Raw genomic sequence first — 25,425 nt, forward strand, 5'->3', positions numbered from 1 at the left:
GCTCTTGCGCGATCTTGGCGAGTGTGCAACCGAATACACCGCCAGGATTAAACAAATCTGAGTCGAAGGAAATGACCAATCGGATTCAAGAAATGCGAGTCGAGGAAACCACTGGTCAAGATATTTTCGATACGAGAAATGGCGAAATACTCCGAATCCTGGATGAAGCCATGAGGATTCTGCGGGATGACGTGCCATTCGATCCCTCACGTTCAGCCTTTGGGCAGGTTGCGGACACACATAGTGAACCCGGTTCGCCTGGAGTGCAATACACGTTCAAGCTTGCTACGCTTCCATCGGCTGACGTCCAATTCTCAACGGTATCCGATCCAATGAATTATTCAGACGATCGAATAAAGGTAAAGGTCGTCCCAAAATATTTCAGCATTACCTTTGATCCATCTATTTCTGGATTGGACCGTATCTTATTGGAAGAGAGGCTAAATCTGGCTAATTATTGGGTTGGCGAAGACGGTAAAAAATATGATGGAAATAGTCTGTATCCGATGCCTCCGCACGAACGTATGCACGTATACAGATACCGCGCTAACTCGGTAGCAGAAGGTCGATTCCCGGTTAACGTTGAATTCATCTACTTCGATCCGGTTAAAAGCGATCCTTCAGGAATCTCAAAGCTAGACTCAATCAGCATTGAGCGAGCCTATCCGTATGTCACCCCTGAGCAGCGCAAGAAAAAACGTGAGGAAAAGGAGCACCGCGTGCGCGAACTGTACAGCACTCCGGGGGCAACGAAATGACGAACCGCTTCGAACACACGGTCGCGCAGATCGACCACGCCTCGTCGGTTGCAAGCCGCGAGAAGCTGGCGCAGCGCGCCGCAGACACGAGGTCAGGCGCGGGCTCACGGCGCGGCACCTCGGATAGTGCCAACCAACACGAGAGGCGCCCGGCCCATACATGGACCTCGCAGGAGATTGCTCTTCTCGGCACGATGCCCGACACCGCACTCGCGCGGCATATCGGGACGAACGCATCCACCGTCAACCGCAAGCGTCTCGAGCTTGGCATTCCATCAGTGCGTAAACTCCCGATACACGAATGGCGCGACGAAGAAATCGCCATGCTCGGCAAGTCTTTCGATAGCGAAATCGCGCAACGTATTGGCGTAATTTCGGCGATTGTCAGCGCCAAGCGGCGCAGTCTCCAGATACCGTCAATGCGCGGCGACACCCACCATCGCCCCGACTGGACGCCGGAGCATATCGCGCTGCTCGGGACGATGCCCGACGCCGAAGTCGCGAGGCGTCTTGGTGTCTGCCTGATTACTGTATTCAATGCGCGCAAGAAGCATGGTATCCGTGCCGCGCTCAAGCAAGGCTATCTGCAACGTGTCTGCACGGACGAACAACGCGGATTGCTCGGCACGATGCCCGACGGCGAGCTCGCAAGGCGAATTGGCGTGACGGCATGGACGGTATGGCAATGGCGGCATCGATTTGGTATTCCTTCATGGAAGCGCCAAAGGAAAGCGGGGCAGGTAGGGAGAGAGACGCCAGCGAACCCGTTTGCTCAAGTTGTCGCACAAATCGCAGAACCAGTAACGGGAACAATCGTTAGGAATTCAAACTTATGTTCCAGACGATACGGTCCGAGCATTCGCGAATTGACCAAGAACCGCCAATGGACCGAAGGAGAAATTGCGCTACTCGGGACGATGACGGACGGACAGGTCGCGCGGCGAATCGGCGGCATTTCGCCCGTCACCGTGCAGAAGAAACGGCAGGGACTGGGCATTGCCCCTGCGGCGCCTGCGCACCCATCATGGACACTCGATCAGATCGCCATGCTTGGCGTGGTATCCGATGCCGAACTCGCAGCGCTTACCGGCCGCACGACGAGGGCCGTCAACCAGAAGCGTACCAAGCTCGGCGTTCCTTCGGCGCGTGAACAGGGCAATGCGGGTTGTCATCGGTGGACGCCGGAACACATCGCCCTGCTTGGTACTTTGCCCGACAAGGAAGTGGGCGCGCGGATCGGCTTGAGCGCTCACACCGTTTGCATGAAGCGCCGCAGCCTGCGTATCCCGGCCGCAAAGCCGCACGATGGCTGGCGGAACGAAGATATCGCGCTGCTTGGCTCCATGCCCGATGCCGATGTGGCGGAGCGCCTTGGCGTGAAGCCGCATGTCGTTACTCGCAAGCGTCATGTGCTTGGCATTCCCTCGACGCGCGCGCGGCACGCGTGGACGGATGAGCAGATCGCCTGGCTCGGCTCGATGCCCGACGCCGAAATTGCGAGGCGCCTGGGGGTGTCGAACACCGCTGTCCATAAGAAGCGCAATGAACTTGGCATTGCACGAGCGCACCACACATGGACCGACGATGAAATTGCATTGCTCGGCACCATGTCCGATGCAAATGTCGCGCAACGGGTTGGCGTCTGTATCAAGTCTGCGAATAACCTGCGGCGCCGCCTCGGGATTGCGTCATCACAAACCAAAGGTGCCAAGAGCGGATCGCGCTGTGTGCGCCGTGTTGTCTCCGGAAAGAGAACCACGGCAATCCCTTGCTCAGAGAGACTTGCGGCATGAGCGAAAGATGTGATTGCGTGGTGCGTTTCCTTGGTTCGGTTGCACTGCGCTTCCTCCACGCACTCATATGCACGACGATCTTTGCAGGTTTGCACAGCGCATGGGCGTGCAAGCCATTCTCACCGGTATCCTACTATTTCGGCTATGAAAAACTGTTTCAAAGTGATTGGGAATTTGAAGTGGCGGTTGACGCCGATATCAAGCGAACGAAGACCATTACATTCGAAGCAATGGAGCCCATCGAAGAGCATCACGTATTTTTCTTGCGTTACGGGATGCTTTATGTAAAAGGAAGAGCGACGGAATTCATTGATGGGTCGTTTCGTTACCTTGGGAACGGCTACTTTCGATTACGCGGAAAGTTATATTATCGCGGCGTTCCAGAGGCCGACTTTCCGGTCGGCTCCACGATCAAAACGTGGAACTACACCTATTCGTCACCATTGCCACCCGGTCCTGACGGCATGTCAATATTCCAGGTGTGCGATTTCCCCGATTTTTACTATGTTCTCGAAGCGAGCAACGGGCTTCGCCTGGTGCATAAAGAACGGTATGGCGGGGAGTTTATAACTGGGCTTACCTGCAGGAATTTGACTGGCCACTCATGTGCTGAACTGCGCCGGACGGGGGGCTTTCGTGATCACGATTACCACAAAGGCGGCTAGGTGCGTCCGACAGGTATTCGCCAATTACACATCATGAAACTATCAAGAAAATACGTGGCATATATGCTTTTACTCGTCGTGACAGCGGTTGCCGTAGCCTGTGGCGGTCGACCCATGAGCAGCGCTGCGAGGCCGGTCATGCCACCACCTCTACCACCGGGCGAATGTTTCATGAGACCGATAGGGCTGATTTTCCCTCCCCTGTCCGTAACCCCGACCGAATATTCGTTGAGCGTACTTGACGAGTTAATAGATGGCACGTCTCCATGCGGGCACGACGATATCAGAAATTATGTGATTGTTATTTCGGTCAATACGATAGTCGCCGAATCTACCGATGTCTCCGCGCAGAAGCATATCGACGCCGAGCGCGCCAGGTATGTAGAGCAATACATCAAAAGGCGCCAGCATCAATCCGGTTGGGTCAAGCGCATCTATACGGAGAACAGAACGGACTACGAATCGGTTTACAGGGAACGTCTGGGTGACCCCAATTACAATTACATAGACGTTGAATGGACATACTAGTGTCCTCCAAGCCACTAACCCCGCGAATGCTGCGCCCCCACCTCCTCAAGATCCAGATCCCGCTCGATCACATGCAGCATCTCATCGTTCACCAACCCCGCGCGATGCAGCCGCAAGATTTCCGCACGGCCCGCGCGCACGGCGGCGAGCACCACATCGTAATGCGCCGTACGCACGTCGCTGGGCAGGCTCTCGGCATTCGCGAACGAACGCGAAAGATTGACCCGATAGGTGTACTGCTCCAGCAGGCGCGGGTGGATCACGCTGCCGTCCTGCCCATGCACGAGCGGCTGGATCGCTTCTAGCTGCACCGCGAAAATGCGCGTCCATACCTGCGGCTCGTTGAGGTAGCCCGCTGTCGCCTCGGCGTCCTGCAGCGGCCTCACGAGTCGAATCAGCGGCCCGATCGTGAGACCTTGCAGCAGCACCGTGAAGAGGATCACGGCGAACGCCGCGAACAGGATGAGGTCACGGCCGGGCAGCTCGGCGGGCAGCGTGAGCGCGATCGCCAGCGTGACCACGCCGCGCATGCCCGCCCAGCTCACCACGGTCGCCGAGCGGAAGTCGGCGGCCTGCACGCTGCGCGGCGCGAAGCGATGCGCGATCAGGCGGATCGTTTCGAGCCCGAAGGCCCACACGCAGCGCGAGAGCACGACCGCCGCCACCACGGCGAGCGCGGCGGGGCCGAGCTGCGCCATGGCTTCGCCCGCGCCGCCGAGCCGGTGGATCACGCCGCGCAGCGAAAGTCCGATCAGCACGAACACCAGCGCTTCGAGCACGAATACGAGCACCTGCCAGAACGCCGTGCCGCGCATGCGCACGCGTGCGGAGAAGACTTCGTGCTGATGCCAGCCCAGATACATGCCGCAGGTGACGGTGGCGATCACGCTCGACACGCCGGCCATTTCGCCGGCGATGTAGCTGAACCACGCGGCGCTCACAGCGGTGGTGATGATGAGGTAATCGTCGTCGAGCAGGCGTAGCAGGTTGACGGTGAGGTAGCCCACGAACCCGCCCACGGCAATGCCGCCGAGCGCGAGTCCCGAGAAGCTCAGCAAGGCGCCCGACTTGCTGAACGCGCCCGTGAGCGCGGCGGCCACGGCGAGGCGGAACAGCACGAGGCCCGCTGCGTCGTTGAGCAGGCTTTCTCCTTCGAGCAGCACCATGAGGCGGCGCGGCAATGCGAGGCGTTCGAGCACGGCGCGCGCGGCCACGGCGTCGGGTGGCGAGACCACGGCGCCCAGCGCGAAGCACACGGCCCAGGGCAGCGAGGGCGCCACCCAGTGCGCGACGAGGCCCACGGCCCAGGTGGTGAACGCCACCGCGCCAATCGCGTACAGCAGGATGGGTGTGATGTGGCGCTTGAAGTCGGCCCAGACGAAGAAGTAGGCGCCGTCCATCAGGAGCGGCGGCAGGAACACGATCAGGACGAGATCGGGGTCGATGACGACGGGCGGCAGGCCCGGCGCGAACGCCATGGCCGCGCCGCCCACCAGCAGCGCGGCGGCGGGCGGCAGGCGCAGGCGTTTGGCGAGCAGCTCCAGCGCGATGATGGCGATGAGCGAAAGCAGAACGAGCTTGAACGCCGACACTGCCGTCATGGTGGCTCCAGGGAGAGGCCGGATCGATGCGATGCAGCGGCGGGGGCGGCCAACATAATGGCCGGCCTCGCCGCGCGCGTGGCGCCTGCGCTGTATGGGTCAGGGCCCGGTCAGGCGCGCAGGCGAACGACACAAGCGAACGACACAAGCGCGCGCCTTCAGCCCTCGGCGAGAATCTGCTTGATGGCGTTCTCGAACGTCTCGACGGGCTGGCCGCCGCTCACGAGGTACTTCTGGTTGAAGATGATGGCCGGCACCGACTGGATGCCCATCGCTTGCGCGTGCTGTTCTTCGGCGCGCACTTCGTCGGCCCAGGCGCCGCTTTGCAGCACGGTGCGCGCCTGATCGGCGTCCAGTCCCACCGATTGCGCGGCTTGCACCAGCATCTCGTGGTCGCTCGTGTCCTTGCCTTCGCCGTGATAGGCGCGCAGCAGCGCGAGCTTGAGCGCCAGTTGCTTGCCTTCGAGGCTCGCCCAATGGAGCAGGCGATGGGCGTCGAAGGTGTTGTAGATGCGCGTGCGCGGCCCGAACGTGAAGCCCACGCTTGCGCCGCGCTCGCGGATCGCTTCCTGCGTCTGCGCGATCTGTTCCGGCGTGCGGTCGTATTTCTTGCCGAGATAATCGACGATGGTCTCGCCGCCCGGCCCCATGTCGGGGTTCAGTTCGAACGGGTGAATGGCGATCGTGGCGTCGATGGCGTCGCCCTGGTTCTTTAGCGCCTGCAGCAGCGAGGAAAGGCCGATCGCGCACCAGGGGCACGCGATATCGGAGACAAAATCGATTTGAAGCGCTTGTTTCATGGCTTTTCCGGTGGGGTGAAGGGGGCCGTTTGCGGCTTGCCGAGTGCGAAGAGCATTCGCGATTGTCCCACGTCCTGGAAAGCGGACCGGTGGCCATCGCTCGCGTTCAGCTTCGCGTTTATGAGTCTGATGTACACGTCAGTAATGGGATCTAAGAGGGATCGAAGACGTTGGGTTGCATTGCCAATGTAATCGACCGGCGTCCGGCGTGCGTTCCAGCCGCTCGTTCGCCGCAACGGCGGGCATCGTGAACGCGGCGCATGAATCGAAGAACCAGACTGAAAGCGCGAGCCTCGCGTGCTACTGCAATATGACCCATCGCGGTGGCTCCCCCCTTATGTTGACCGTGAATGGATGGCCAATTGCCGGGTTCACGATAAAGGGAGGTGTCATGCGGATCGACGGTCTGAATTCGTACGCGTCATTGACTTCGGATAGGGACGGTAATCAGGAGGCCGAGCCGCGTTCGGCCGATGCGAGTTCGGCACCAGACTCGCTGGCATCCGGGGCAACGGGCGATAGCAGCACGGAGGGAGAAAGCGGTTCGGCTGCGGCATCGAGCCAAACGGGAGACGATCGTCAATTGCCCGAAGAGGGCCCGGCCAATGCGGGTTCGCCATTGAATCAGCGTGTGCGTGAGTCAAACGGCGATAGCCGCAGCGCCGGGAGCGGTGGCGATTCGGCGGTCACCGTCGAACCCGGCATATCCGGTTCCGATGCGCACGGCGACGCCATGTCGACGGATGACGCAAAACAGCCCGATCCCATGCGAAGCACTACTGGCGCCGACCATGGGAGTTCCGCATCGCGGGGAACGTTGACGCCTCAGGCGACGATGTCGGGAGTTCAATGGGCGCCGGCGCCGGCGCCGCCGCGGGGCACCGGCGGTTCGGAGTCGCAGGCACCAGGCGCTGGCGGCGCCACGGGCGCAAACGGGGCGACTCCCCCGGACGGCGGAGGACAACTGCCGCGCACCACACCGCCTGTCTACCAGGGGCGGAACGTTTTTACCAGGCAGGTGTCGGGCGCCCAGTACGTGTCCGTTCAAGGCGGATCGTGGCTCAGCCTGGATCCGGTTGTCATTTCCGGGCAGGTCATATCGCGATTCGGCCAGTTCGCCAATAGCGTCCTCGCCATTCAGGACAAGTTGCATGCGGGCGGCAGCATGACGACGGACGACGTGACTGCGCTCGTGCGCTACGGTGTCGTGATGCACGCGCTCATGCGCTTCGATCCCACATTGCGCAAGCAAGTCGAATTACAGGATTCCACCCTCGACGGGCCGGAAATTCGCTACCTCGGCAGTGTCAAGGTCAGGACCGACTATACGCCGGCCGAGGTTGCCGAAATGACCTCGCAGGCGTTGCGCAATCCATTTTCGGCGTTCGTGAAAAGCGCGCAGGATATGGCGAACAAGCTCAATCGCGGAGAGGGGCTTACGCCCGAAGAAGCCGATACGATCGAGCGGTACGCCGGTATAGCCGATCAGTTCCAGCTGCTGTCGCCGGCAGGCCGGGCCATGCGTGGTGCCGGCGTCATGCTTGGCGGACTTTATGACTCGTGGCAAGGCAAGCCTCTAACCCGTGAAACGTCGAGGGAAATGCTCGACCTGTTGAATATGAGAGTCGACATGAGGACAACGCAGACGGTTGTTCCGGGCAACCCGAATGTGCCGCCCCAAAGTGGATTGGGTAGTTCTGCGAACTTCAAGCCACCCACGAGACAGCCCGATAATCGCTTCGGCTATGTGCTTGGGCCCACGAATCCGCCAAAGCTGCCCGGCGGGTACGGGCAGGGACCGCAGCCAGGGCCGAGCGGCGTCGGCGCGCCCGCTTCACAGTTCGCCGGGCTGGGGCGTGCGCAAGCCAGCAAGCTGAAAGGCAAGGGGCCGCTCAATCTGCGCGCTTCCGGCGGTGGCACGCCGCCTGACCAGCCGCTCGGCAAGGTCGCTGTGCCGTTCAATTACTACCGCAACGACCGTGACGTTCAGATGAACGCCGCACTGCCGGCCAGCGAAACGCCTTTCTCGCAGCGGCGTGAGGTGCTAACGGTCGGCGCCGCCAAAGAGGCAACTTCGTACGATGGCAAAGCGCGGACCTATTTCGGCAACAAGTGGGATAAGAAGGGGGGCGGTCTTGACGGGGACACGGAGATCATCAAGATCGACAACGGCCGCGAAGGCGTCGGCGCGATAGCCGTGCCTTTCGAGAATATTCCGCGCGGAGGGAGCGTTGTCGTCACGGGCGGGGCGCTAAGCGGATGCACGTTCATGATGACCGCCAACAAGCAGGGCTTTTACGCCTACCACGCGGGCACGGATCGGCCGGGCACCCAATGGACGACGGCGAACAATGGCGCTTCGGCAATTGTCGGCGCGCATAACGTAATGGGCGCAGGGCAGCAGGTCGTCGGCACGGCAGGCGGGCAAAGCAGCGATCTGGTCTCGGTTGCCGAGCAATATCCATTTTCGGTCATCGTCTACAACGGTAAGGCACAAGTGCTGCCAGCGGGGGCGACGGGACCGGCTGGCAGCAAGATGACAAGCTTCAACTACTACGAGCCCGATCCGCGCAAAATGGCCGTCGGCACGGCGGAGGCGGTCATTAGCAAGGACCGGAACGGGAACGTCGTGGTTCGTGTCTGGGTCGAAAAGGGGGCGTTGACCAATCCCAGGTCGGCGAAAGACGGAACGCAAACTCATTACAAGATGGAGAATGGACAGGCGAGCGTGTACGAGGTCCCCGCTTCTCCATAGATGTCCCATCGCCGAACAGGCGATGAACCACGGGCGATGAACGTCTAGCCATTCACATCCACGACGAGCCTGCCGCGCACGCGTCCTTCGAGCAGGTCGCTCGCGGCCGCAATGGCTTCGGCAAGCGGGATCTCGCGCGTGATCGTTTCGAGCGCGTTCAGATCGAGCGTGTCGGCGAGCGCTTGCCACGCCTGCTGGCGTTCGGCGAAGGGCCGCGTGACGCTGTTGACGCCGATGAGGCTCACGCCGCGCAGGATGAACGGCGCCACCGTGGCGGGCAAGTCCATGCCTTGCGCGAGGCCGCAGGCCGCCACGGCGCCATCGGCGCGCAGGCTCGCGCAGACGTTCGCGAGCGTGTGGCCGCCGACCGAGTCGATGGCCGCCGCCCAGCGCTCTTTTTGCAGCGGCTTGCCCGGTTCGCTGAGCGTTGCACGGTCGATGACCTCGGCGGCGCCGAGCTGCTCCAGGTACGCCGCTTCCTCACGCCTGCCTGTCGAGGCCACGACGCGATAGCCGCGCCGCGCCAGCAGCGTGATCGCGAAGCTGCCCACGCCGCCGCTCGCGCCGGTCACGAGCACGTCGCCGTGGCCGGGGCCGATGCCGTAGCGTTCGAGCGCGAGTATGCACAGCATCGCGGTATAGCCCGCGGTGCCGACGGCCATGGTCTGTCGCGCGTTCAAGCCCTTGGGCAGCGGAATCAGCCAGTCGCCTTTTACGCGGGCCTTTTGCGCGAGGCCGCCCCAATGCTGCTCGCCCACGCCCCAGCCGTTGAGCACGACCGCATCGCCCACGGCATAGCGCGGGTCCGCACTTTGCGCGACCGTGCCGGCGAAATCGATGCCCGGCACCATGGGAAAGCTGCGCACGACCGGCCCTTTGCCCGTGATCGCGAGACCGTCCTTGTAGTTGAGCGTGCTGTACTGGACGTCGACGAGCACGTCCGCATCGGGCAGACGCGCTTCGTCGAGGTCGGCAAGCCGCGCCGAATATGATCCGGATTCCTTATCAACCAGTATGGCTTTGAACATGAATGCCTCGTTGATGAAACGAAAGGGAAAGGGGCGCCGGGCGGAGGGCTTTTGCTACGGCATGGAATTCAGCCCGGCCATGAAACCTCGGAAGAACGTGTCGAGCGGTTCGCCGTCGCGCACCAGCCGCGCGCGCAGCACGGCGCCTTCCCAGCCGATCCAGAAGAACGCGGCCAGCGCGTTCAGATCGGCCTGCTTCGAGACGGCGCCTTCGCGCTGCGCATCGCGCAGGCAGGCGAGTACGCGCGCCTGCCAGCCTTGCAGCACGGTTTCGAGGCGCTCGCGGAAGTCTTCGGGCAGCACGTCGACCTCCACGCCCAGGTTGCCCACGAGACAGCCGCGCGTGTAGCCGTGGCGCGCCATGCCCGACTTCGCGTCCGCAACGAATGCGCCTAGCCGCTCCAGCGGGGGACGCGTTTCGTCGAGCAGCCAGCGGTCGAGCTTCGCGCAGAAGTAGGCGTCATACGCGGTCATGAGCTCGCGGCCGAAGGCTTCCTTGCTCTCGAAGTAGTGATAGAACGAGCCCTTCGGAATGCTCACGCGTTTGAGCAAGGCGTCGAGCCCGGTGGCGGCGAAGCTCTGCCCGGTGAGCATTTCGAGGCCCGCGCGCAGCAGCAGGGCACGCGTATCGGCGTGCGCGCGCGGGTCTTTCGGGGGCCTGCCGCGGCGCGGCTTGACGGTCGGATCGTCCATGAACGCGATATTAGACCGATCGTCTCGAAAATTCAACGCCCTTGTTTTCAGGGCGTCCAGCGTTGCACGATCACGCTGGTGCCGTTGTAGTTGTCTTTCGTGATCACGTACTGCCCGGTCGAGGTTTGATACGCGCGCAGACCATACATCGAGTCCACGTCGTTGCCCACGTCCACGTTGCCCGGGTTCGCATTGATCAGCGTGGTGACCTGCTGGCCCGTCGTGAGATCGAATACGTCGATATTCGGCACGGTATGCACGTAGCCGACGAACAGATAATTGCCGGCTGCCGTGATCGATTTCGGATTCGCGCTGGTGAGGTTGATGACGGGATTCGGCGTGCGGTTGCCCGACCCCCAGCCGTGATAGACCTCGATATGGCCGTTCATGGCAGTCCAGTCCCAGTTGCCGGCGAGCCCCTGCGCGAGGATCATCGTGTCGCTTTCCGGCTGGTAGACGATGCGCGTGATCGGGCGCGCGCTAACGGGCGTCGAAATGGCGATGGCGGGGCCCCACGAGGGTTTGCCGTTGCCGTCGAAGCCGGTGAGCGGATAGTGATAGATGTGGTTGGTGCGGTCGAGGCCGGCCCACACGTCGCCCTTGCTGTCGATGCAGAAGCCGCCCGTGACCGAGGTCGAGGTGTTGAACAGCGGGCCGGGCAGCGCGCCGTCGGGAATGGCGATATAGCCGCTCGCCGGATTGAAGTGGAAGAAGTAGAAGATGGCGGGATTCTGGCCCGACGCCACGAGGATGCGGTTGCCGCCCACGGAGACGAGCTGGCCGAAGTGCTCGTCGCGCTGCGTGTCGTTCATGTTCAGGCGCGGGTCGTTCGGGTAGGTGAACGGGTCCACCGTGTTGGCCACGAAGGTGCCGCCCGCCGTGCCCGTGAAGATGTCGGTGCCGCTATAGAACAGCGAGGCGTCGGTGGCCGGGTCGGGCGCGGCCACGCCCTCGAAATTCAGCGCCTGGAGCTTCCAGAGCAGATTGCCGTTGGGATCGTAGGCGTGAATGTCGGTGCCGCCGTTGCGGCCCAGGTCCCAGGCGCCGCCCCACGGATTGTTGAGCACGTAGAGATTGCCCGACGTGTCCTTGCCGATGCCCGTGATGCGCGTGAAGCGCTTCGCGCCCACCTGGCCTTTGGTGCCGGTCGTGCTGTCCAGATAGCCGCCTTGCACGCCGAAGGTGCCGGTTAGCGTGGGCGTGCCCGCGAGGCTGTAGAGCTTGATGTTCATGTCGGGGCCTTCGTCGCCGACCATCAGCAGTCCTGTCGATGTATCGAAGTAGAGCGCGGAGGGCTGCGAGCCCGCGGGCATCTGGATCGTCTGCAACTGCGTGCCCGTGGGGCTGAATCCCGTGATCGTGCCCGCGCTCTTTTGCGCGACCCAGACGTTGCCGGTGCTATCGAGCGCGAGCGCGCCAGGGGTCGCGATGGCGATGTCGCGCTGCCATGCGCCATCGGTCGTGAACACGCGCACGCGGTTGCCGTAGAAGTCGCTCGCATAGAGCAGCGAGTTTTGCGTGGCGAGGCCCGTGATCGCATCGGCTTTGCTGATCGCGTTCCATGTGCTCACGTTGATGGTGAGGTCGCGCTGGCCGCTCGCGCGGTTGTAGCGCCCGACCGTGCCGCTGCCATAGGAGGTGCCCGCCTGCATGGCCGCGAAGACCGAGGTGAGGTTGCCGGTGATGGCGCCACCCTGGAATTCGTTGTGCAGGCCGATCGAGCCGAGGCTCTGGCCGTTCTGATAGATGGCCATGCCGCCTTCGTTTTCGTCCCAGAACGAGGCCGTGTAGATGACGCCTTCGGGCGAGACCCACATCGAGCGTGCGCCGTTGCCTACGTGGGCCGCCAGCGTGCCGTAGGTGTTGGCGAGCCAGTCGGTGGTGTATTGCTGCGCCTGCGCGGCGGGCGAGAGCGCCGCGCAGGCCGTGGCGAAAATCGCGGTCGACAGCAGGGCGCATAGGCGCTTCTTGTTCATGGAAAAAACTCCTGGTGCGGTGAGGCCGGGTAGCGTCGAGGGCCGAGGCAGGGGACGCGGGACGTCGGGTAATGCGTGATGCATGGTGCTCGTTGAAATCAGCGCTAAATCAGCGGTTGCGGGTCAGTTGCCTGAGTTTTGTGCGGTTCGTTTTAAATCGTCGTTTGGAGTCTCGCTTTCCATTCCATTAAGCTGTGCGGCAGCGCTTGAGCAATTAACGTGCCGTGCCCGGCATTGCCACCAGACAAGCGTTCGCGCCGAGTCTTTTATATTTTCCACGCTCATTAACTGGATTTAATTCATTGCGCATGCGAGGGATTTTTTATTGCTTTTTTATTTTGATCGGAGCACCGGGCGCACGCCCGATTGCCTGCGCGTGCTCGCCCGTCTGTGGCGCTGGCGCCAGGCCATTTTTTCGCGTGGTGAAAAGCGCGCAGATTGATGCGGCGGTGCGAGCCGTTTCGATGCAGAATGCTTGCTTTTAGCGGGTCCGGCCATAACTACGGGACCTATGTCTGCAAACAGGGACAGCAAGCCAGTGAAAACGGAATTCGTCGAAGCGAGCAGCGCCCGCCCGGAACTGCTTTGCTATCTAGTGGCCATTGCCGCGTCGTCGTACGCGCTGACGCAGGAATGGCGCGTCGATCACGTCGTCTCGTGCTGCCGCGAATGGCTGCAAAAGGGCGGCTTGACGATGCATTGGCTCGACCGCGTCCGGCTCGGCCAGCTTGCGCTCAAGATCGCGAGCCGCGACCTGCTTGGTGCGGGCATTGCCGTGCGGCTCTCCAGCGTCTCGGTCCTGTTCACGAACGAGATGGAGCTCAACGAGGCGTCGACCATGGTTCAACGCATGATGTCGTTGTGTGTCGACGCGCTGTAAAGGCGTCGTAATCGTTTCGTTTGTTCAGGGTGCCGAGGGCGGCGCGAAGCGTTCGAGCCATGTCCACGGGAAGATGCCGCGGTCGTGGCCGTCGCTGAAGACAAGCTGCACGCCATAGCCCATCGGGACCACGGTGGTCAGCGTGAGGTCGTCTTGGGCGGGGTCGCCCGGCAAATCGTTCAGGTGCTCATTGACTTGCCCATCGGGACGCGCAAGACGCGCGCGGCGGCAGCCCGCGCACGGGCACGCGCGCCGCAGGCTCGCGAGCGGGAGGCGCTGGCGCAGGCCGCCGGGCCATACGAGCGTGAGGGCGCCCGGCTCGCTGTGAATTTCGGTGGGCACGTTCATGGCGCGTCTTCAATCCTTTCCGCGAGCCGCTCGCCGAGTTGCTGCAAGGCGATGCGCACGGCCTTGCGCACTTCCGGGTCGCGGTCGTCCAGCGCCGCGCGCAACGGCGCGAGGCTCGCCGCCGAGGGGAGCTCGCCCAGCGCGAGCGCCGCTTCCTTGCGCAGATTGCTGATCGGATGCGCGAGCAGCGTGCTCACGGCCGCCGCGGCATGCGCGTCGCCGAGCCGGCCTAGCGCGCGCGCCGCGCGCAGGCGCACTTGCCAGTAGTCGTCAGAGAGCGCGTGGATGAGCGCGTGGATGAGCGCGTCGCGCGCGGCGCTCGCGCGCAACTTGCCCAGCGTGGTCGCGGCTTCTTCGCGCACTTGCCAGTCGGCGTCGGCGAGCGCGTGGAGCAGCGCGGCGCCCGCATGCGCGTCGTCGGCGGCGGCAAAGCCGAGCGCGCCCGCGGCGGCGCGCCGTACCGCGCCACGCGCGTCCGCGGCGACGAGCGCCGCCAATGGCGCCACGGCGCGCCCGTCCTTGAGCCAGCCGAGCACGGCCACGGCTTCGAGGCGCACCTCGGCATCGGCGTCGGCGAGCGCGGCCTGTGCGGGCTCGAAGGCCGCCGCGTCGCGCAATTCGCGCAGGCCGCGCAACGCCGCGCGCCGCGCGAACGGCTCGGGCCGCGCCGCCCAGCGCCGCAGCACGCTTGCCGAGCCCGGCTCCTTGAGTTCGGAAAGCGCCTGCTGCGCCGCTTCGCGCACGCCGGTGTCGGCATCGAGCAGCGCCGCGCACAGCGCTTCCACCACGTCTTCCTGCTCCCACGCTGCCAGCACGAGCGCCGCCTCGCGGCGCACCTCGGGCGCGCGGTCGTCGCGCAGCGCCGCGACGAGTGGGGCAACGAGCGCGCCGTCTTCGAGATCGGCGAGATCGAGCACGGCAATGCGGCGCACGGCGGCGTCGGCGTCGGCGAGTCGGGCGAGCGCGTGTGCCGCTTCGGGGGGCGCCGCGTTCAGATGAGCGGAATCGGTCATGGTTCGATATCGATAGGGAATCCGAAATGATGGAATGCGATGGCGCGAGGATCGCGTCATGCGGCGGCTAGCGCAGCAGATACGGAATCTCGACCTTCACCGCGCCCGTAGGGCAGTCGCGCTCGCAGGGCATGCAGTACCAGCATTCATCGAATTGCATATAGGCCTTGCCCTTCGTCACGTCGATCGCGAGCAGGTCCAGCGGGCAGACGTCGACGCATACCGTGCAGCCCTTGTCGGCGATGCAGCGCGCTTCGTCGATGGTGACCGGGGCGCTGCTGCGCTGGAAGATGTCGTGGGGCGTATAGGACGGGATGGACATGATGTTTTCCTCGTTGCGTTCGTTCAGAAGGGGCTCGCTCAGGGCTTGGCTCACAGCGCTTCGGCCGCTTCGGTCTTTTCAGGCGCGCGCTCGCGCGGGATGCGCATGCGGTCGTAGGCGCCCAGTTCCGCCGCGCTCACCGGCACGACGTAAGGCGCGACGGCGCGCTTCTCGCTGACCATGCGGCCGCTGGCGTCCTTGCGCAGATCCGTGTGGCAGAACCAGTTGGCGTCGTCGCGCTGCGGATAGTCGACGCGATGGTGGTAAAGCCCCCAGCGGCTCTCGGTGCGAAACAGCGAGGCGCGCGCGGCCATTTCCGCGCAATCGCGAATCGCGCGCACTTCGGCCGCGCGCATGAGTTCGTGCGGATTGTTGGCCTTGATTGCATCGATATCCTCAGCGATTTCGTCGAAGCGCTGCAGGCCGATCTCCATCTTGCGCGTGACCTTGGGCGGCTGGAGGTAATCGTTCACCATGCGCCGCAGCTTGTATTCGACCTGCGCGGGCGCGAGGCCGTGCTCGCGTTCGAGCGGCGCATGAATGCGCGTGCGCTCGGCATCGATCTGCGCGGGGTCGAGCGGCGCGTGTTCGCGGCCCGCCACATAGTCGGCGGCCTCGTGCCCCGCGAACCACCCATAGGTGAACGCGCCGAGCATGTAGTTATGCGGCACGGCGGCCATGTCGCCCGCGGCATAGAGACCGCGCACCGTGGTTTGCGCGCGCGCATCCACATGGACGCCCGACGCGCTGTGCCCGCTGCAAAAGCCGATTTCGGAAATGTGCATCTCGACCATCTGCGTGCGGTAGTCGGTGCCGCGTCCCGCGTGGAAGCGTCCGCGGCTCGGGCGCTCGTTGGTGTGCAGAATCTGCTCGATGGTCTGGATGGTTTCCTCGGCCAGGTGGTCGAGCTTCAGGAACACGGGGCCGTTGCCGCTTTGCAGCTCCCGATAGAACTCCCACATCATCTGGCCGCTCCAGTAATCGCATTCGATGAAGCGCTCGCCTTTGCCGTTCGCGGTGAAGCCGCCGAGCGGGCCGGTCACGTAGGCGCATGCGGGACCGTTATAGTCCTTGATGAGCGGGTTGATCTGGAAGCACTCCAGATTCGTGAGCGCGGCGCCCGCGTGATAAGCCATCGCGTAGCCATCGCCCGCGTTGGTGGGGTTTTCGTAGGTGCCCATCAGATAGCCCGAGGCGGGCAGGCCCAGGCGCCCGGCCGCGCCGCAGCACAGAATCACGGCCTTCGCGCGCACGACCACGCATTGCGCGGTGCGGCAGTCGAAGCCCATGACGCCGCACGCTGCGCCCTGTGCATCGGTGAGCACGCGCGTGGTCACGACGCGGTTGGTGATCTCGATGCGCGCGCGCTTGAGCTGGCGGTAGAGCACTTTCTTGATGTCGTGGCCTTCGGGCATGGGCAGCACATAGGCGCCCATGTGATGGACCTTCTTGACCGCGTAGTCGCCGTTGCCGTCCTTTTCGAACTTCACGCCCCAGCGGTCGAGCTGCTCGATGGTCGTGAAGCTGTGCCGCGCATAGGCGTACACGGCCTCCTGATCGACGATGCCGTCGTTCGCGATGGTGATTTCGCGCGTGTATTGCTCGGGCGTGGCGTGGCCCGGAATCACGGCGTTGTTCAGGCCGTCCATGCCCATCGAAATCGCGCCGCTGCGCTTGACATGGGCCTTTTCGAGCAGCAGCACCTTCAGAGCGGGATTGCGCTCCTTGGCCTTGATGGCCGCCATGGGCCCGGCCGTGCCGCCGCCCACCACCACGACATCGTATTCGAGTATTTCGGTGTTCATTTCGTTTTCCTCACGGTTTTTTCGTCTGCCTTCGAGGCTTTCTCGCGATCGACGCGCAGGCGGTACTGGAACGCGTCGCCGCGAAAATAGAGGTATTCGTAGTCGATCGGCGCGCCGTGCGTGTCGTGCGTGGTGCGCTCGATGCGCAGCACCGGGCTGCCTTCCTGCACGCGCAGCGCGTGCGCGATCTCGTCGTCGGCGAGCATGGCGTCGATCGACACGTCGGCGTGGCCGAGCGGCACGCCGCAGTCGTTCTCCAGAATCAGGAAGATGTCGCGCGAGGCCAGATCGGCGCCGGCGAGGCGCTTGCCGAGCCGCTCGGGCACCCAGGTCAGTTCGAGCGAGACGGGCTCGCGATTGAGCAGGCGCACGCGGTGGATCTCGGCCACGTTCGCGCCTTCGGGAAGGCCGAGCTTCTGCGCGACGTGCCGGCTCGCCTTGACGATGCGAAAAGCCAGCAGCCGGTTGACGATCTCATAGCCCATCGACGACATGGCTTCCGCAAAGCCCTGTAGCGAGGTCACGTTCTGAAACGCCTTGGGTTTGGCAACGAAGGTGCCTTTGCCGTGCAGCCGGAACACGAGCCCTTCCTTCTGCAGGTCGCCGAGCGCCTGGCGCACGGTGATGCGGCTCACCTCGAACATCGCGCACAGCGCATGCTCGGAGGGCATCTGGCTGTGCGGCGCATAGGTGCCGTCGAGAATACGCGCACGCAGCGTGTCCTTGATTTGCGCGTAGAGCGGCTGCGGTGCGAGCGCGATGAGATTCGTTGCGGCCATGATCCACTTGTTATGACAAGATGGATCGCAGTGTAGTCAGCCCGTTTGCGGCAGCCAACGAAGCAATTCTGCTATCTATTTTCCACGGCGTATTTTTCCCGGCGCGCCGATTCGCGCACTTATTCGTGCGCAGATTCAAGACGATCAGGCAAAAGAAGCAGATTATCCGGCATGGCCGGTTGCGGGCATCCTGTCTACACTCGCCGGATCATCCGTCCGTCCGCCCTGGACGGACGCCGCCACCCCCACAGCACAGAAAAGGTCGAACAACATGGTACAGATTGTGGTGAACGGTCAGCGTCATTCATTCGATGGCGATCCGGAAATGCCTTTGCTCTGGTATCTGCGCGACGAACTCGGGCTCACGGGCACGAAGTTCGGTTGCGGCATGGCACTGTGCGGCGCATGCACGGTGCATATCGACGGCCAGCCCGCGCGCGCGTGCGTGACGCCGGCGGCCTCGCTCGAAGGCCGCAGCGTGACCACGATCGAGGCGATCCACGAGCAGAAGGTGGGGGCCGCCGTGCAGGCCGCGTGGGTCGAGGCGCAGGCGCCGCAATGCGGCTACTGCCAGTCGGGGCAGGTGATGTCGGCGGTGGCATTGCTCGCGACCAAGCCTAGCCCCACCGACGCCGATATCACCGACGCAATGAGCGGCAACATCTGCCGCTGTGCGACCTATCAGCGGATTCGCACCGCGATCCATCACGCATCGGAGGCGCTCAAGCATGCGTGATCCGATCTTTCGCGAAGACACGGCACAGGGCGGCAGCGCCGCTCAGTCGCCCGCGCAATCGCTCGCACAAGCCGCCGATGCCGGCACGCGCGCGACGCTCACGCGGCGCCAGTTTCTGGCCGGCATGTCGGCGTTGACGCTCGCGGTCGGCTTTCGCGGCGGGCTCGCGGTCGCGGCGTCGCTCGATGCCGCGAAGCTGCCGTTCGAGCCCAATGCGTTCATCCGCGTAGAGGCGGACGGCACGGTCACCGTGGTCTCCGAGTATCTGGAGATGGGCCAGGGCACCTTCACGGGGCTCGCCACGCTGGCCGCCGAGGAGCTCGACGTGCCGCTCGCCCAGGTCAAGGTCGTGGCCGCGCAGGCCGACGTCAAGAAGTACGCGAACCCCATGTTCGCGTCGTTTGGCTGGACGCTGCAGGCCACCGGCGGCAGCACGGCGATGGCCGGCGCCTGGAAGCAGATGCGCGAGGCCGCCGCGGCCGCGAGGATGATGCTGGTCGCCGCCGCCGCGAAGGCCTGGAAGGTGGACGCGGCCACGCTGCACGTGGAAGACGGCACGATCGTGCACGCGGCATCGGGCCGCCGCGCGGGCTATGGCCAGTTCGTGAGCGTGGCCGCGCGCGAGAGCGTGCCGACGACGGTGGTGCTCAAGCAGCCCGCCGATTTCAGATTGATCGGCAGTGCTAACACGCGCCGCGTCGATGTTCCGGCCAAGGTCAACGGCTCGGCGGTCTATACGCAGGACATCAAGGTGCCGGGCATGCTGGTGGCCGTGATCGCGCATCCGCCGTGGATCGGCGGCAAGGTCCAGCACGTGGATACGAGCAAGGCGAAGGCGATCAAGGGCGTGGTCGCCGTGGTCGAGGTGCCCGGCGACGGAGAAGTGCAGGGCGGCGTGGCCGTGCTCGCGCACAACACCTGGGTGGCGCGCCAGGGCCGCGACGCGCTGCAGATCACATGGGACGACAGCCACGCGTTCGCGCTGAGCTCCGACGACATCTACAAGCAGTTCCGCACGCTCGCCGACCAGCCCGGCGTGACCGCCGCGCAGCGCGGCACGGTGCTGGGCGCCGCGCCCGCTGGAGGCAAATACCTCGAAGCCGTTTATGAGCAGCCCTATCTATCGCACGCGCCCATGGAGCCGCTCAACTGCCTCGTGCATTTGCAAGGCGGCCGCTGCGAGATCTGGAACGGCGAGCAGTGGCATACGGGCGACCAGGCCATGGCCGCGAAGGAACTCGGGCTCAAGCCCGAGCAGGTGACCATTCATCAGCTCTATGCGGGCGGCAGCTTCGGCCGCCGCGCGAATCCTCATTCGGACTATGTGCGCGAAGCGTGCCGCATCGTGCGCGCGGCCCACGCGCAAGGCGTCGACGCGCCCATCAAGCTCGTCTGGATGCGCGAAGACGACATGCGCGCGGGCTACTACCGGCCGCTCACGGTGCACAAGGTCCGCGTGGCCATCGACCAGGGCGGCAACCTCGTATCGTGGAATCACGATGTGGTCGGGCAGAGCTTCATGCAGTTGCCGAAGCCCGATTCGGTCGATCCCGTGCTCGTCGAGGGCACGGCCGACATGCCCTACGCCATTCCGAACTTCAAGGTCACGCAGCACGCGCCGGTGCTCGCGGTGCAGACCCAGTGGCTGCGCTCGGTCGGGCACACCCATGCCGCATTCGTCGGCGAAACCATGATGGACGAAGCGGCGCGTGCAGCCGGTAAGGATCCCTATGTATTTCGCCGCGCATTGCTCGCGAGCCAGCCACGGCATCGCGCCGTGCTCGATCTGGCCGCGCAACAGGCGGGCTGGTCGCAGCCGCTGGCGGCGGGGCCGCAGGGCGCGCGGCGCGGCAGGGGCATCGCGCTGCAGCTCGCATTTGGCACCTATGTCGCGCAGGTGGCCGAAGTGACGGTGCAGCAGGACGGCTCGTTCACGGTCGATCGCATCGTCTGCGCGGTCGATTGCGGCACGGTGATCAATCCGGATATCGTCGCCGCGCAGGTGGAAGGCGGGATCGGCTTCGGGCTCGCGTTCCTGCATACGGGCATCACGTTCGACAAGGGGCGCGTCACGCAGGGCAATTTCAACGACTACCCCGTGCTGCGCATGAGCGGCATGCCCGTGGTCAGCGTGCATATCGTGCCGTCGAGCGAACCGCCCACCGGCATCGGCGAGCCCGGCGTGCCGCCGGCCGTGCCCGCCGTCGTGAATGCGCTCGCCGCGGCCACGGGCACGACCATCCGCACGTTGCCGCTCGGCGATACGCTGCGTCCCGCCTGACTCCCGAATCCGGGCGCGCCTCGCACGCGCCCGGATCTGTTCCGAATTTGCCCCGAATCTCCGCCCCGCAGCGCGCATCGCTGCCGGGTCGGCCCGGCCACAGCCATTCAATTTTCGAATAACGCCTAGCCAAATATTTAATTTCCCGTTGCCGCGGCGTCCCTCCATACTCGCGAACAAATCGCGGACATAACGTCCACAGTGGCCGGCCCGGTGCTGCGTGCGCACGAGGCCGGTTCACGCCCCCTGCACATGGAAGGAGACACCGGAGTGCAACTGGAATCCACCTACCGCCCGGGCATTGCGCTCGGCGCGGACGACGCATTGCATCGCACCGATACAGCTACGCGCGATCCCGCGCTCAGCCCGAGGCTGCACAATCCCGACCTCGCGCCGACCAGGGCCGAGGGCCGGACGTGGGGCCGCTACAGCATCTTTGCGTTGTGGACCAACGACGTGCACAACATCGCGAACTATTCGTTCTCGATCGGACTTTTCGCGCTGGGCCTCTCGGGCTGGCAGATGCTGGCCTCGCTCGCGATCGGCGCGGTGCTGGTGTACAGCTTCATGAATCTCACGGGCTATATGGGCCAGAAAACGGGCGTGCCGTTCCCGGTGATCAGCCGGATGAGCTTCGGCATTTACGGCGCGCTGCTGCCCGCGATGATCCGCGCCGTGATCGCCATCGCCTGGTTCGGCATCCAGACCTATCTGGCCTCGATCGTGCTGCGCGTGCTGCTCACCGCGATCTGGCCCGGCCTCGCCGCGTTCGACCAGAATGCGATTTTCGGCCTCTCGTCGCTCGGCTGGATCACGTTCGGCGCGATCTGGTTCGTGCAGATCGGCATTCTGGCTTATGGCATGGAAATGGTTCGCAAGTACGAGGCGCTGGCCGGCCCGATGATTCTCGTGACGACGCTCTCGCTCGCGGCCTGGATGTTCAGCCGCACGGGCGGCCATCTCGCGATGTCGATCGGCACGCCGCTCACGGGCCTGAAAATGTGGACCCAGATCTTCGCGGGCGGCGCGCTCTGGCTCGCGATCTACGGCACGCTGGTGCTCAACTTCTGCGACTTCGCGCGTTCCTCGCCCAGCGCGAAGACGGTGCGCGTCGGCAACTTCTGGGGCCTGCCCGTGAACATCCTCGTGTTCGCGACCATCAGCTTCGTGCTCGCCGGCGCGCAGTTCAAGCTGAACGGCCACATCATCCACAGCCCGACGGAAATCATCGCCACCGTGCCGAACAAGCTCTTTCTCGTGCTCGGTTGCCTGGCATTCCTGATCGTGACGGTGGCCGTGAACATCATGGCAAACTTCGTCGCGCCCGCGTTCGTGCTCACGAGCATCGCGCCGCAGCGCCTGACGTTCCGCCGCGCGGGCCTGATCAGCGCGACGCTCGCCGTGCTGATCCTGCCGTGGAACCTCTATAACAGCCCGATCGTGATCGTCTATTTCCTGTCCGGCCTCGGCGCGCTGCTCGGGCCGCTGTACGGGATCATCACGGTCGACTACTGGCTCGTGCGCAAGGCCCGCGTGAACGTGCCCGATCTCTATACCGAAGCGCCCACCGGCGCCTACTTCTACACGCGCGGCGTGAACCGCAAGGCGCTCGCGGCGCTCGTGCCGTCCGCGCTGATCTCGATCACGCTCGCCGTCGTGCCCGCCTTCAGCGCGCTGACGCCGTTCTCGTGGCTGCTCGGCGCGGGCATCGCGGGCGGCGTCTACTGGCTGCTGGCCGATCGCAAACGGCAATACGAGGAGCGCTCGGGCGAGCACATTGCGCTCGCCTGCGCTCAACACTGAAAGCAAGGAAAGGGAGTCACCGATGAGGATACTGGTAGTCAACGTCAACACGACCGAGTCGATCACCGACGCGATCGCCGCGCAGGCGCAGGCCGCCGCGTCGCCCGGCACGGAGATCGTCGGCCTGACGCCGCGCTTTGGCGCCGAGTCGATCGAAGGCAACTTCGAGAGCTACCTCGCGGCGGTCGCCGTGATGGAGCGCGTGTTGAGCTACGACGAACCGTATGATGCGGTGATCCAGGCCGGCTACGGCGAGCATGGCCGCGAAGGCCTGCAGGAGCTGCTCACGGTGCCCGTCGTCGACATCACCGAAGCGGCCGCGAGCGTGGCGATGCTGCTCGGGCATCGCTACTCGGTCGTCACGACGCTCGACCGCACGGTGCCGCTGATCGAGGACCGCCTGAAGCTCGCCGGGCTCGACGCGCGCTGCGCCTCGGTGCGCGCGAGCGGCCTCGCGGTGCTCGAGCTCGAACACAATCCGGCCCGCGCGATCGAGTCGATCGTCGGCGAGGCGCAGCGCGCGGTGAAGGACGATCACGCCGAGGTGATCTGCCTCGGCTGCGGCGGGATGGCCGGCCTCGACCGGCAGATCGAGGAATGCACGGGCGTGCCCGTCGTCGATGGCGTGTCGGCCGCGGTCGCGCTGGCCGAATCGCTCGTGCGCCTGAAGCTGAAAACGTCGAAGGTGCGTACCTACGCGCCGCCGCGCGCCAAGCGCATCGTCGGCTGGCCGGGCGCGTTCGCGCAATGATGCGCCGCCGGCCGGCTGCTGCCGCGCACAGGGTGCACAAGACGCACATGGCGTGCACGGCCATCGCCTCGCCGGGAGGCGCGTCGGCATGCGCGACGCGTTGAACTCGCGCGCGTTTCCGGCCGACGCGGCGCTCGACGCCACGGCGGCGCTCGACGTGCTCGATGCGCGGCTCATGAGCATCCTGCTCGTGTTGCTCAGCGAGCGGACCGTCTCGCGCGCGGCCGTGCGCCTGAACATGTCGCAGCCGGCGATGAGCGCCGCGCTCAAACGTCTGCGCACGCTGCTCGGCGATCCGCTGCTCGTGCGCAGCCGCTACGGGATGGTGCCGACCGAATTCGGCGCGCGGCTCATCGGTCCGCTACGCAACGCGCTGCGCGTGATCGACTTCATCCGCATCCAGCAGCCGAGCTTCGATGCGCGCACCTCGGTGCGTACTTACCGGATCGGCTGCCCCGATTATCTGAACGTGCTGTTCGTGCCGAAGCTCGTCGCGCTGTTCCGCGAGCGCGCGCCGAACGCGCAACTCGTGTTCCATCCGCTCGGCGATGGTTTCGACGACGAGCGCGCGCTCGCCGACGGCGAGCTCGATCTCGTGATCGACAACCGCGGCACGCGTCTCTCGCGGTTCCGCCAGGACGACCTGTTTGACGACCGCGTGGTGTGCCTGATGCGCGCGACGCATCCGCTCGCGCGGCGCGGCACGATCACGGCCGACGAGTTCGCGCAGGCGCCGCAGCTCTGCCCGACGCCGTCGTGGCTCGAAGCGTCGGGCGCGATCGACCGGCAGCTCGAACGCGTCGGCCTGCAACGGCGCATTGTCGTGACGCTGCCGCACTTCGAACTCGCCGCGCATACGCTCGTGCGCTCCGACCTGATCCTGACCACCACGTACCGGCTTGCGAGGCATTACGCGAAGCTGCTGCCGCTCGGCGTCGTCGCGCTGCCGGCCGAGCCGCCCGACATCGTGTACCGGATGACATGGAATGAATCGGGGACGTGCATCGAGGGCGTGCGCTGGCTGCGCGGGCTCGTCGCCGAAGCGACGCGGTGCTGGCTCGATGCCGGGGCCGCGCAACCAGCCGTGACGGCACAGGTGGCCATCGCCGCGCCGCGTTCAAACCTGTGCTCGACGACGGACTGCCCCGGTTTCGGTTTCCGCTTTAATCAGCTCACCGAATGATCGGCCGGCGCATTCGGCGACTCGCCGCAGAGCCTGGCCTTGAACGCGGGGCGCGACAGGTAGTCGACGCACCATCGGCACACGTCGCCCGCGGCTTCGGGCCGGTAGGCGAGAAACAGGCGCGTGGAGTGCTTCTCGTCGCGCACGGTGCGTGTGACGACTCCTGCGCCGGCCAGCGATTGCGCCACATGGGCTGGCACGCAGCCAATCGCGGCGTTGCGCTGGATGAGCGCCATGGCGGTGGCGAAGTCCGGCACGAAGATGGCCTTTTGTCCTTCGAGCAGCCAGGCATGCATCGACTGGAAATCCACCGCGGTATCGCGGATACACACGGCGCTGTAGCGGCGCAGCTCGCGATTGAGCAGCGGACGCTCGATACGCGCAAGCGGATGGCCGGCGCCGACCACGAAGACCCACGCGAGCGTGCCGAGCGGCACGCCCACCACGCCGTCCGCCTGGGGGACCGAGTGTGGCGCGCCGATTACGAGCGAGGCGCGGTTGGCATACAGCGCATCCCAGCAGCCGTTATAGACCTCCCGGTGTATCGTCAATTGACAGGAAGGAAAGGCCTGCTCGAAATCGCAGATGAACTCGACGAGCGTGTCCTGCGGCACGATGTTGTTCACGGCAATCGTGAACTCGGGCTCTACGCCGCTGTCGACCAGCGCAACGTTGCGCTTGAGCGCTTCCAGATCTTCGAGAATCGTCTTGCTCTGGTTGATGAAATACTCGCCGGCATGCGTGAGCTCGATATAGGAGCCCTTGCGTTTGAATAGCTGTACGCCCAGCGTTTCCTCCAGCTTCCTGACGGTATAGCTGATCGCCGAGGGCACCTTGTTGAGCCGCTCGGCTGCGGCGGTGATGCTCTGGTAGCGGGCGACCATCTGCACCACGCGGAGATTTTCATCTGAGGTAAACATTCGTCGT

20 protein-coding genes and 1 pseudogene are annotated in these 25,425 nt (G+C 64.5%); 10 read left to right on the forward strand and 11 right to left on the reverse strand.

What is annotated here, in order from left to right:
• Nucleotides 1-71 precede the first annotated feature (71 nt).
• Genes U5775_RS01375 through U5775_RS01385 form a run of 3 tightly spaced genes read left to right on the forward strand, consistent with a single transcriptional unit; the run spans nucleotide 72 to nucleotide 3,216 of the window.
• Nucleotides 72-758, forward strand: a complete 687-nt coding sequence (locus U5775_RS01375) for a hypothetical protein (RefSeq protein WP_322056324.1) — start codon at nucleotides 72-74, stop codon at nucleotides 756-758.
• Nucleotides 755-2,551: a hypothetical protein gene (locus tag U5775_RS01380; protein ID WP_322056325.1), complete on the forward strand. Its 1,797-nt coding sequence runs from the start codon at nucleotides 755-757 to the stop codon at nucleotides 2,549-2,551. Before U5775_RS01375 ends, U5775_RS01380 begins: the two co-directional genes overlap by 4 nt.
• Entirely contained in the window at nucleotides 2,548-3,216 is a 669-nt protein-coding gene (locus tag U5775_RS01385; protein WP_322056326.1) for a hypothetical protein, read from the forward strand. The genes U5775_RS01380 and U5775_RS01385 overlap by 4 nt, the downstream gene beginning before the upstream one ends.
• Nucleotides 3,217-3,758: 542 nt before the next feature.
• Here U5775_RS01385 and U5775_RS01390 read toward each other — a convergent pair.
• Both U5775_RS01390 and U5775_RS01395 read right to left on the reverse strand, forming a co-directional pair.
• On the reverse strand, nucleotides 3,759-5,345 hold the full coding sequence (locus U5775_RS01390; RefSeq protein WP_322056327.1) for a Na+/H+ antiporter: 1,587 nt from the start codon (nucleotides 5,343-5,345) through the stop codon (nucleotides 3,759-3,761).
• A 158-nt stretch (nucleotides 5,346-5,503) separates the two neighbouring features.
• On the reverse strand, nucleotides 5,504-6,145 hold the full coding sequence (locus tag U5775_RS01395) for a DsbA family oxidoreductase (RefSeq protein ID WP_322056328.1): 642 nt from the start codon (nucleotides 6,143-6,145) through the stop codon (nucleotides 5,504-5,506).
• Nucleotides 6,146-6,536: 391 nt separating this feature from the next.
• Between U5775_RS01395 and U5775_RS01400 the strand changes: the two genes are divergently transcribed.
• Entirely contained in the window at nucleotides 6,537-8,900 is a 2,364-nt protein-coding gene (locus U5775_RS01400) for a cytotoxic necrotizing factor Rho-activating domain-containing protein (protein ID WP_322056329.1), read from the forward strand.
• Between the two features lie 44 nt (nucleotides 8,901-8,944).
• Here U5775_RS01400 and U5775_RS01405 read toward each other — a convergent pair whose 3' ends face one another.
• From U5775_RS01405 to U5775_RS01415, 3 genes are read right to left on the reverse strand one after another with little or no spacing between them, the layout of a single operon-like run.
• The gene (locus tag U5775_RS01405; RefSeq protein ID WP_322056330.1) at nucleotides 8,945-9,928 is read right to left on the reverse strand and encodes an MDR family oxidoreductase; all 984 of its coding nucleotides are present in this window, start codon (nucleotides 9,926-9,928) and stop codon (nucleotides 8,945-8,947) included.
• Nucleotides 9,929-9,982: 54 nt separating this feature from the next.
• Nucleotides 9,983-10,621 (reverse strand): TetR/AcrR family transcriptional regulator, encoded by a 639-nt coding sequence (locus U5775_RS01410; protein ID WP_322056331.1) that lies wholly within the window; start codon nucleotides 10,619-10,621, stop codon nucleotides 9,983-9,985.
• 47 nt (nucleotides 10,622-10,668) lie between these two features.
• Nucleotides 10,669-12,597, reverse strand: coding sequence for an SMP-30/gluconolactonase/LRE family protein (locus U5775_RS01415; RefSeq protein WP_322056332.1), 1,929 nt, complete (start codon nucleotides 12,595-12,597; stop codon nucleotides 10,669-10,671).
• Nucleotides 12,598-13,108: 511 nt separating this feature from the next.
• On the opposite strand from U5775_RS01415, the gene U5775_RS01420 reads away from it, so the two are divergent.
• Nucleotides 13,109-13,477, forward strand: a complete 369-nt coding sequence (locus tag U5775_RS01420) for a hypothetical protein (RefSeq protein WP_322056333.1) — start codon at nucleotides 13,109-13,111, stop codon at nucleotides 13,475-13,477.
• Between the two features lie 24 nt (nucleotides 13,478-13,501).
• On the opposite strand, the gene U5775_RS01425 is transcribed toward U5775_RS01420, so the two are convergent.
• The 5 genes from U5775_RS01425 to U5775_RS01445 all read right to left on the reverse strand — a co-directional run bounded on the left by U5775_RS01425 (nucleotide 13,502) and on the right by U5775_RS01445 (nucleotide 17,744).
• Nucleotides 13,502-13,825 (reverse strand): DUF971 domain-containing protein, encoded by a 324-nt coding sequence (locus U5775_RS01425; RefSeq protein ID WP_322056334.1) that lies wholly within the window; start codon nucleotides 13,823-13,825, stop codon nucleotides 13,502-13,504.
• Entirely contained in the window at nucleotides 13,822-14,838 is a 1,017-nt protein-coding gene (locus U5775_RS01430; protein ID WP_322056335.1) for a HEAT repeat domain-containing protein, read from the reverse strand. The genes U5775_RS01425 and U5775_RS01430 overlap by 4 nt, the downstream gene beginning before the upstream one ends.
• A 67-nt stretch (nucleotides 14,839-14,905) precedes the next feature.
• A complete protein-coding gene (locus tag U5775_RS01435) occupies nucleotides 14,906-15,160 on the reverse strand; it encodes a ferredoxin family protein (protein WP_322056336.1) in 255 nt (84 codons plus the stop codon).
• 50 nt (nucleotides 15,161-15,210) lie between these two features.
• Nucleotides 15,211-16,965 carry a fumarate reductase/succinate dehydrogenase flavoprotein subunit gene (locus U5775_RS01440; RefSeq protein WP_322056337.1) on the reverse strand — a complete coding sequence of 585 codons (1,755 nt, stop codon included), beginning with the start codon at nucleotides 16,963-16,965 and terminating at the stop codon, nucleotides 15,211-15,213.
• The gene (locus U5775_RS01445; protein WP_322056338.1) at nucleotides 16,962-17,744 is read right to left on the reverse strand and encodes a GntR family transcriptional regulator; all 783 of its coding nucleotides are present in this window, start codon (nucleotides 17,742-17,744) and stop codon (nucleotides 16,962-16,964) included. Before U5775_RS01445 ends, U5775_RS01440 begins: the two co-directional genes overlap by 4 nt.
• A 271-nt stretch (nucleotides 17,745-18,015) precedes the next feature.
• On the opposite strand from U5775_RS01445, the gene U5775_RS01450 reads away from it, so the two are divergent.
• The 5 genes and pseudogenes from U5775_RS01450 to U5775_RS01470 all read left to right on the forward strand — a co-directional run.
• Complete coding sequence (locus U5775_RS01450) at nucleotides 18,016-18,480, forward strand: (2Fe-2S)-binding protein (RefSeq protein WP_322056339.1); 465 nt, start codon at nucleotides 18,016-18,018, stop codon at nucleotides 18,478-18,480.
• A gap of 124 nt (nucleotides 18,481-18,604) precedes the next feature.
• Nucleotides 18,605-20,761, forward strand: a complete 2,157-nt coding sequence (locus U5775_RS01455) for a xanthine dehydrogenase family protein molybdopterin-binding subunit (protein ID WP_322056512.1) — start codon at nucleotides 18,605-18,607, stop codon at nucleotides 20,759-20,761.
• Between the two features lie 252 nt (nucleotides 20,762-21,013).
• Entirely contained in the window at nucleotides 21,014-22,564 is a 1,551-nt protein-coding gene (locus tag U5775_RS01460) for an NCS1 family nucleobase:cation symporter-1 (protein ID WP_322056340.1), read from the forward strand.
• 22 nt (nucleotides 22,565-22,586) lie between these two features.
• Nucleotides 22,587-23,315 (forward strand): aspartate/glutamate racemase family protein, encoded by a 729-nt coding sequence (locus tag U5775_RS01465; protein ID WP_322056341.1) that lies wholly within the window; start codon nucleotides 22,587-22,589, stop codon nucleotides 23,313-23,315.
• Between the two features lie 88 nt (nucleotides 23,316-23,403).
• A pseudogene (locus tag U5775_RS01470) lies at nucleotides 23,404-24,450 on the forward strand (LysR family transcriptional regulator); the annotation flags it as partial.
• 32 nt (nucleotides 24,451-24,482) lie between these two features.
• Here the strand turns inward: U5775_RS01470 and U5775_RS01475 are convergent.
• Nucleotides 24,483-25,418 (reverse strand): LysR substrate-binding domain-containing protein, encoded by a 936-nt coding sequence (locus tag U5775_RS01475; RefSeq protein ID WP_322056342.1) that lies wholly within the window; start codon nucleotides 25,416-25,418, stop codon nucleotides 24,483-24,485.
• Nucleotides 25,419-25,425: the final 7 nt, after the last annotated feature.

The sequence above is a fragment of the Paraburkholderia sp. J63 genome (assembly GCF_905220245.1).
Lineage (GTDB): Bacteria > Pseudomonadota > Gammaproteobacteria > Burkholderiales > Burkholderiaceae > Paraburkholderia.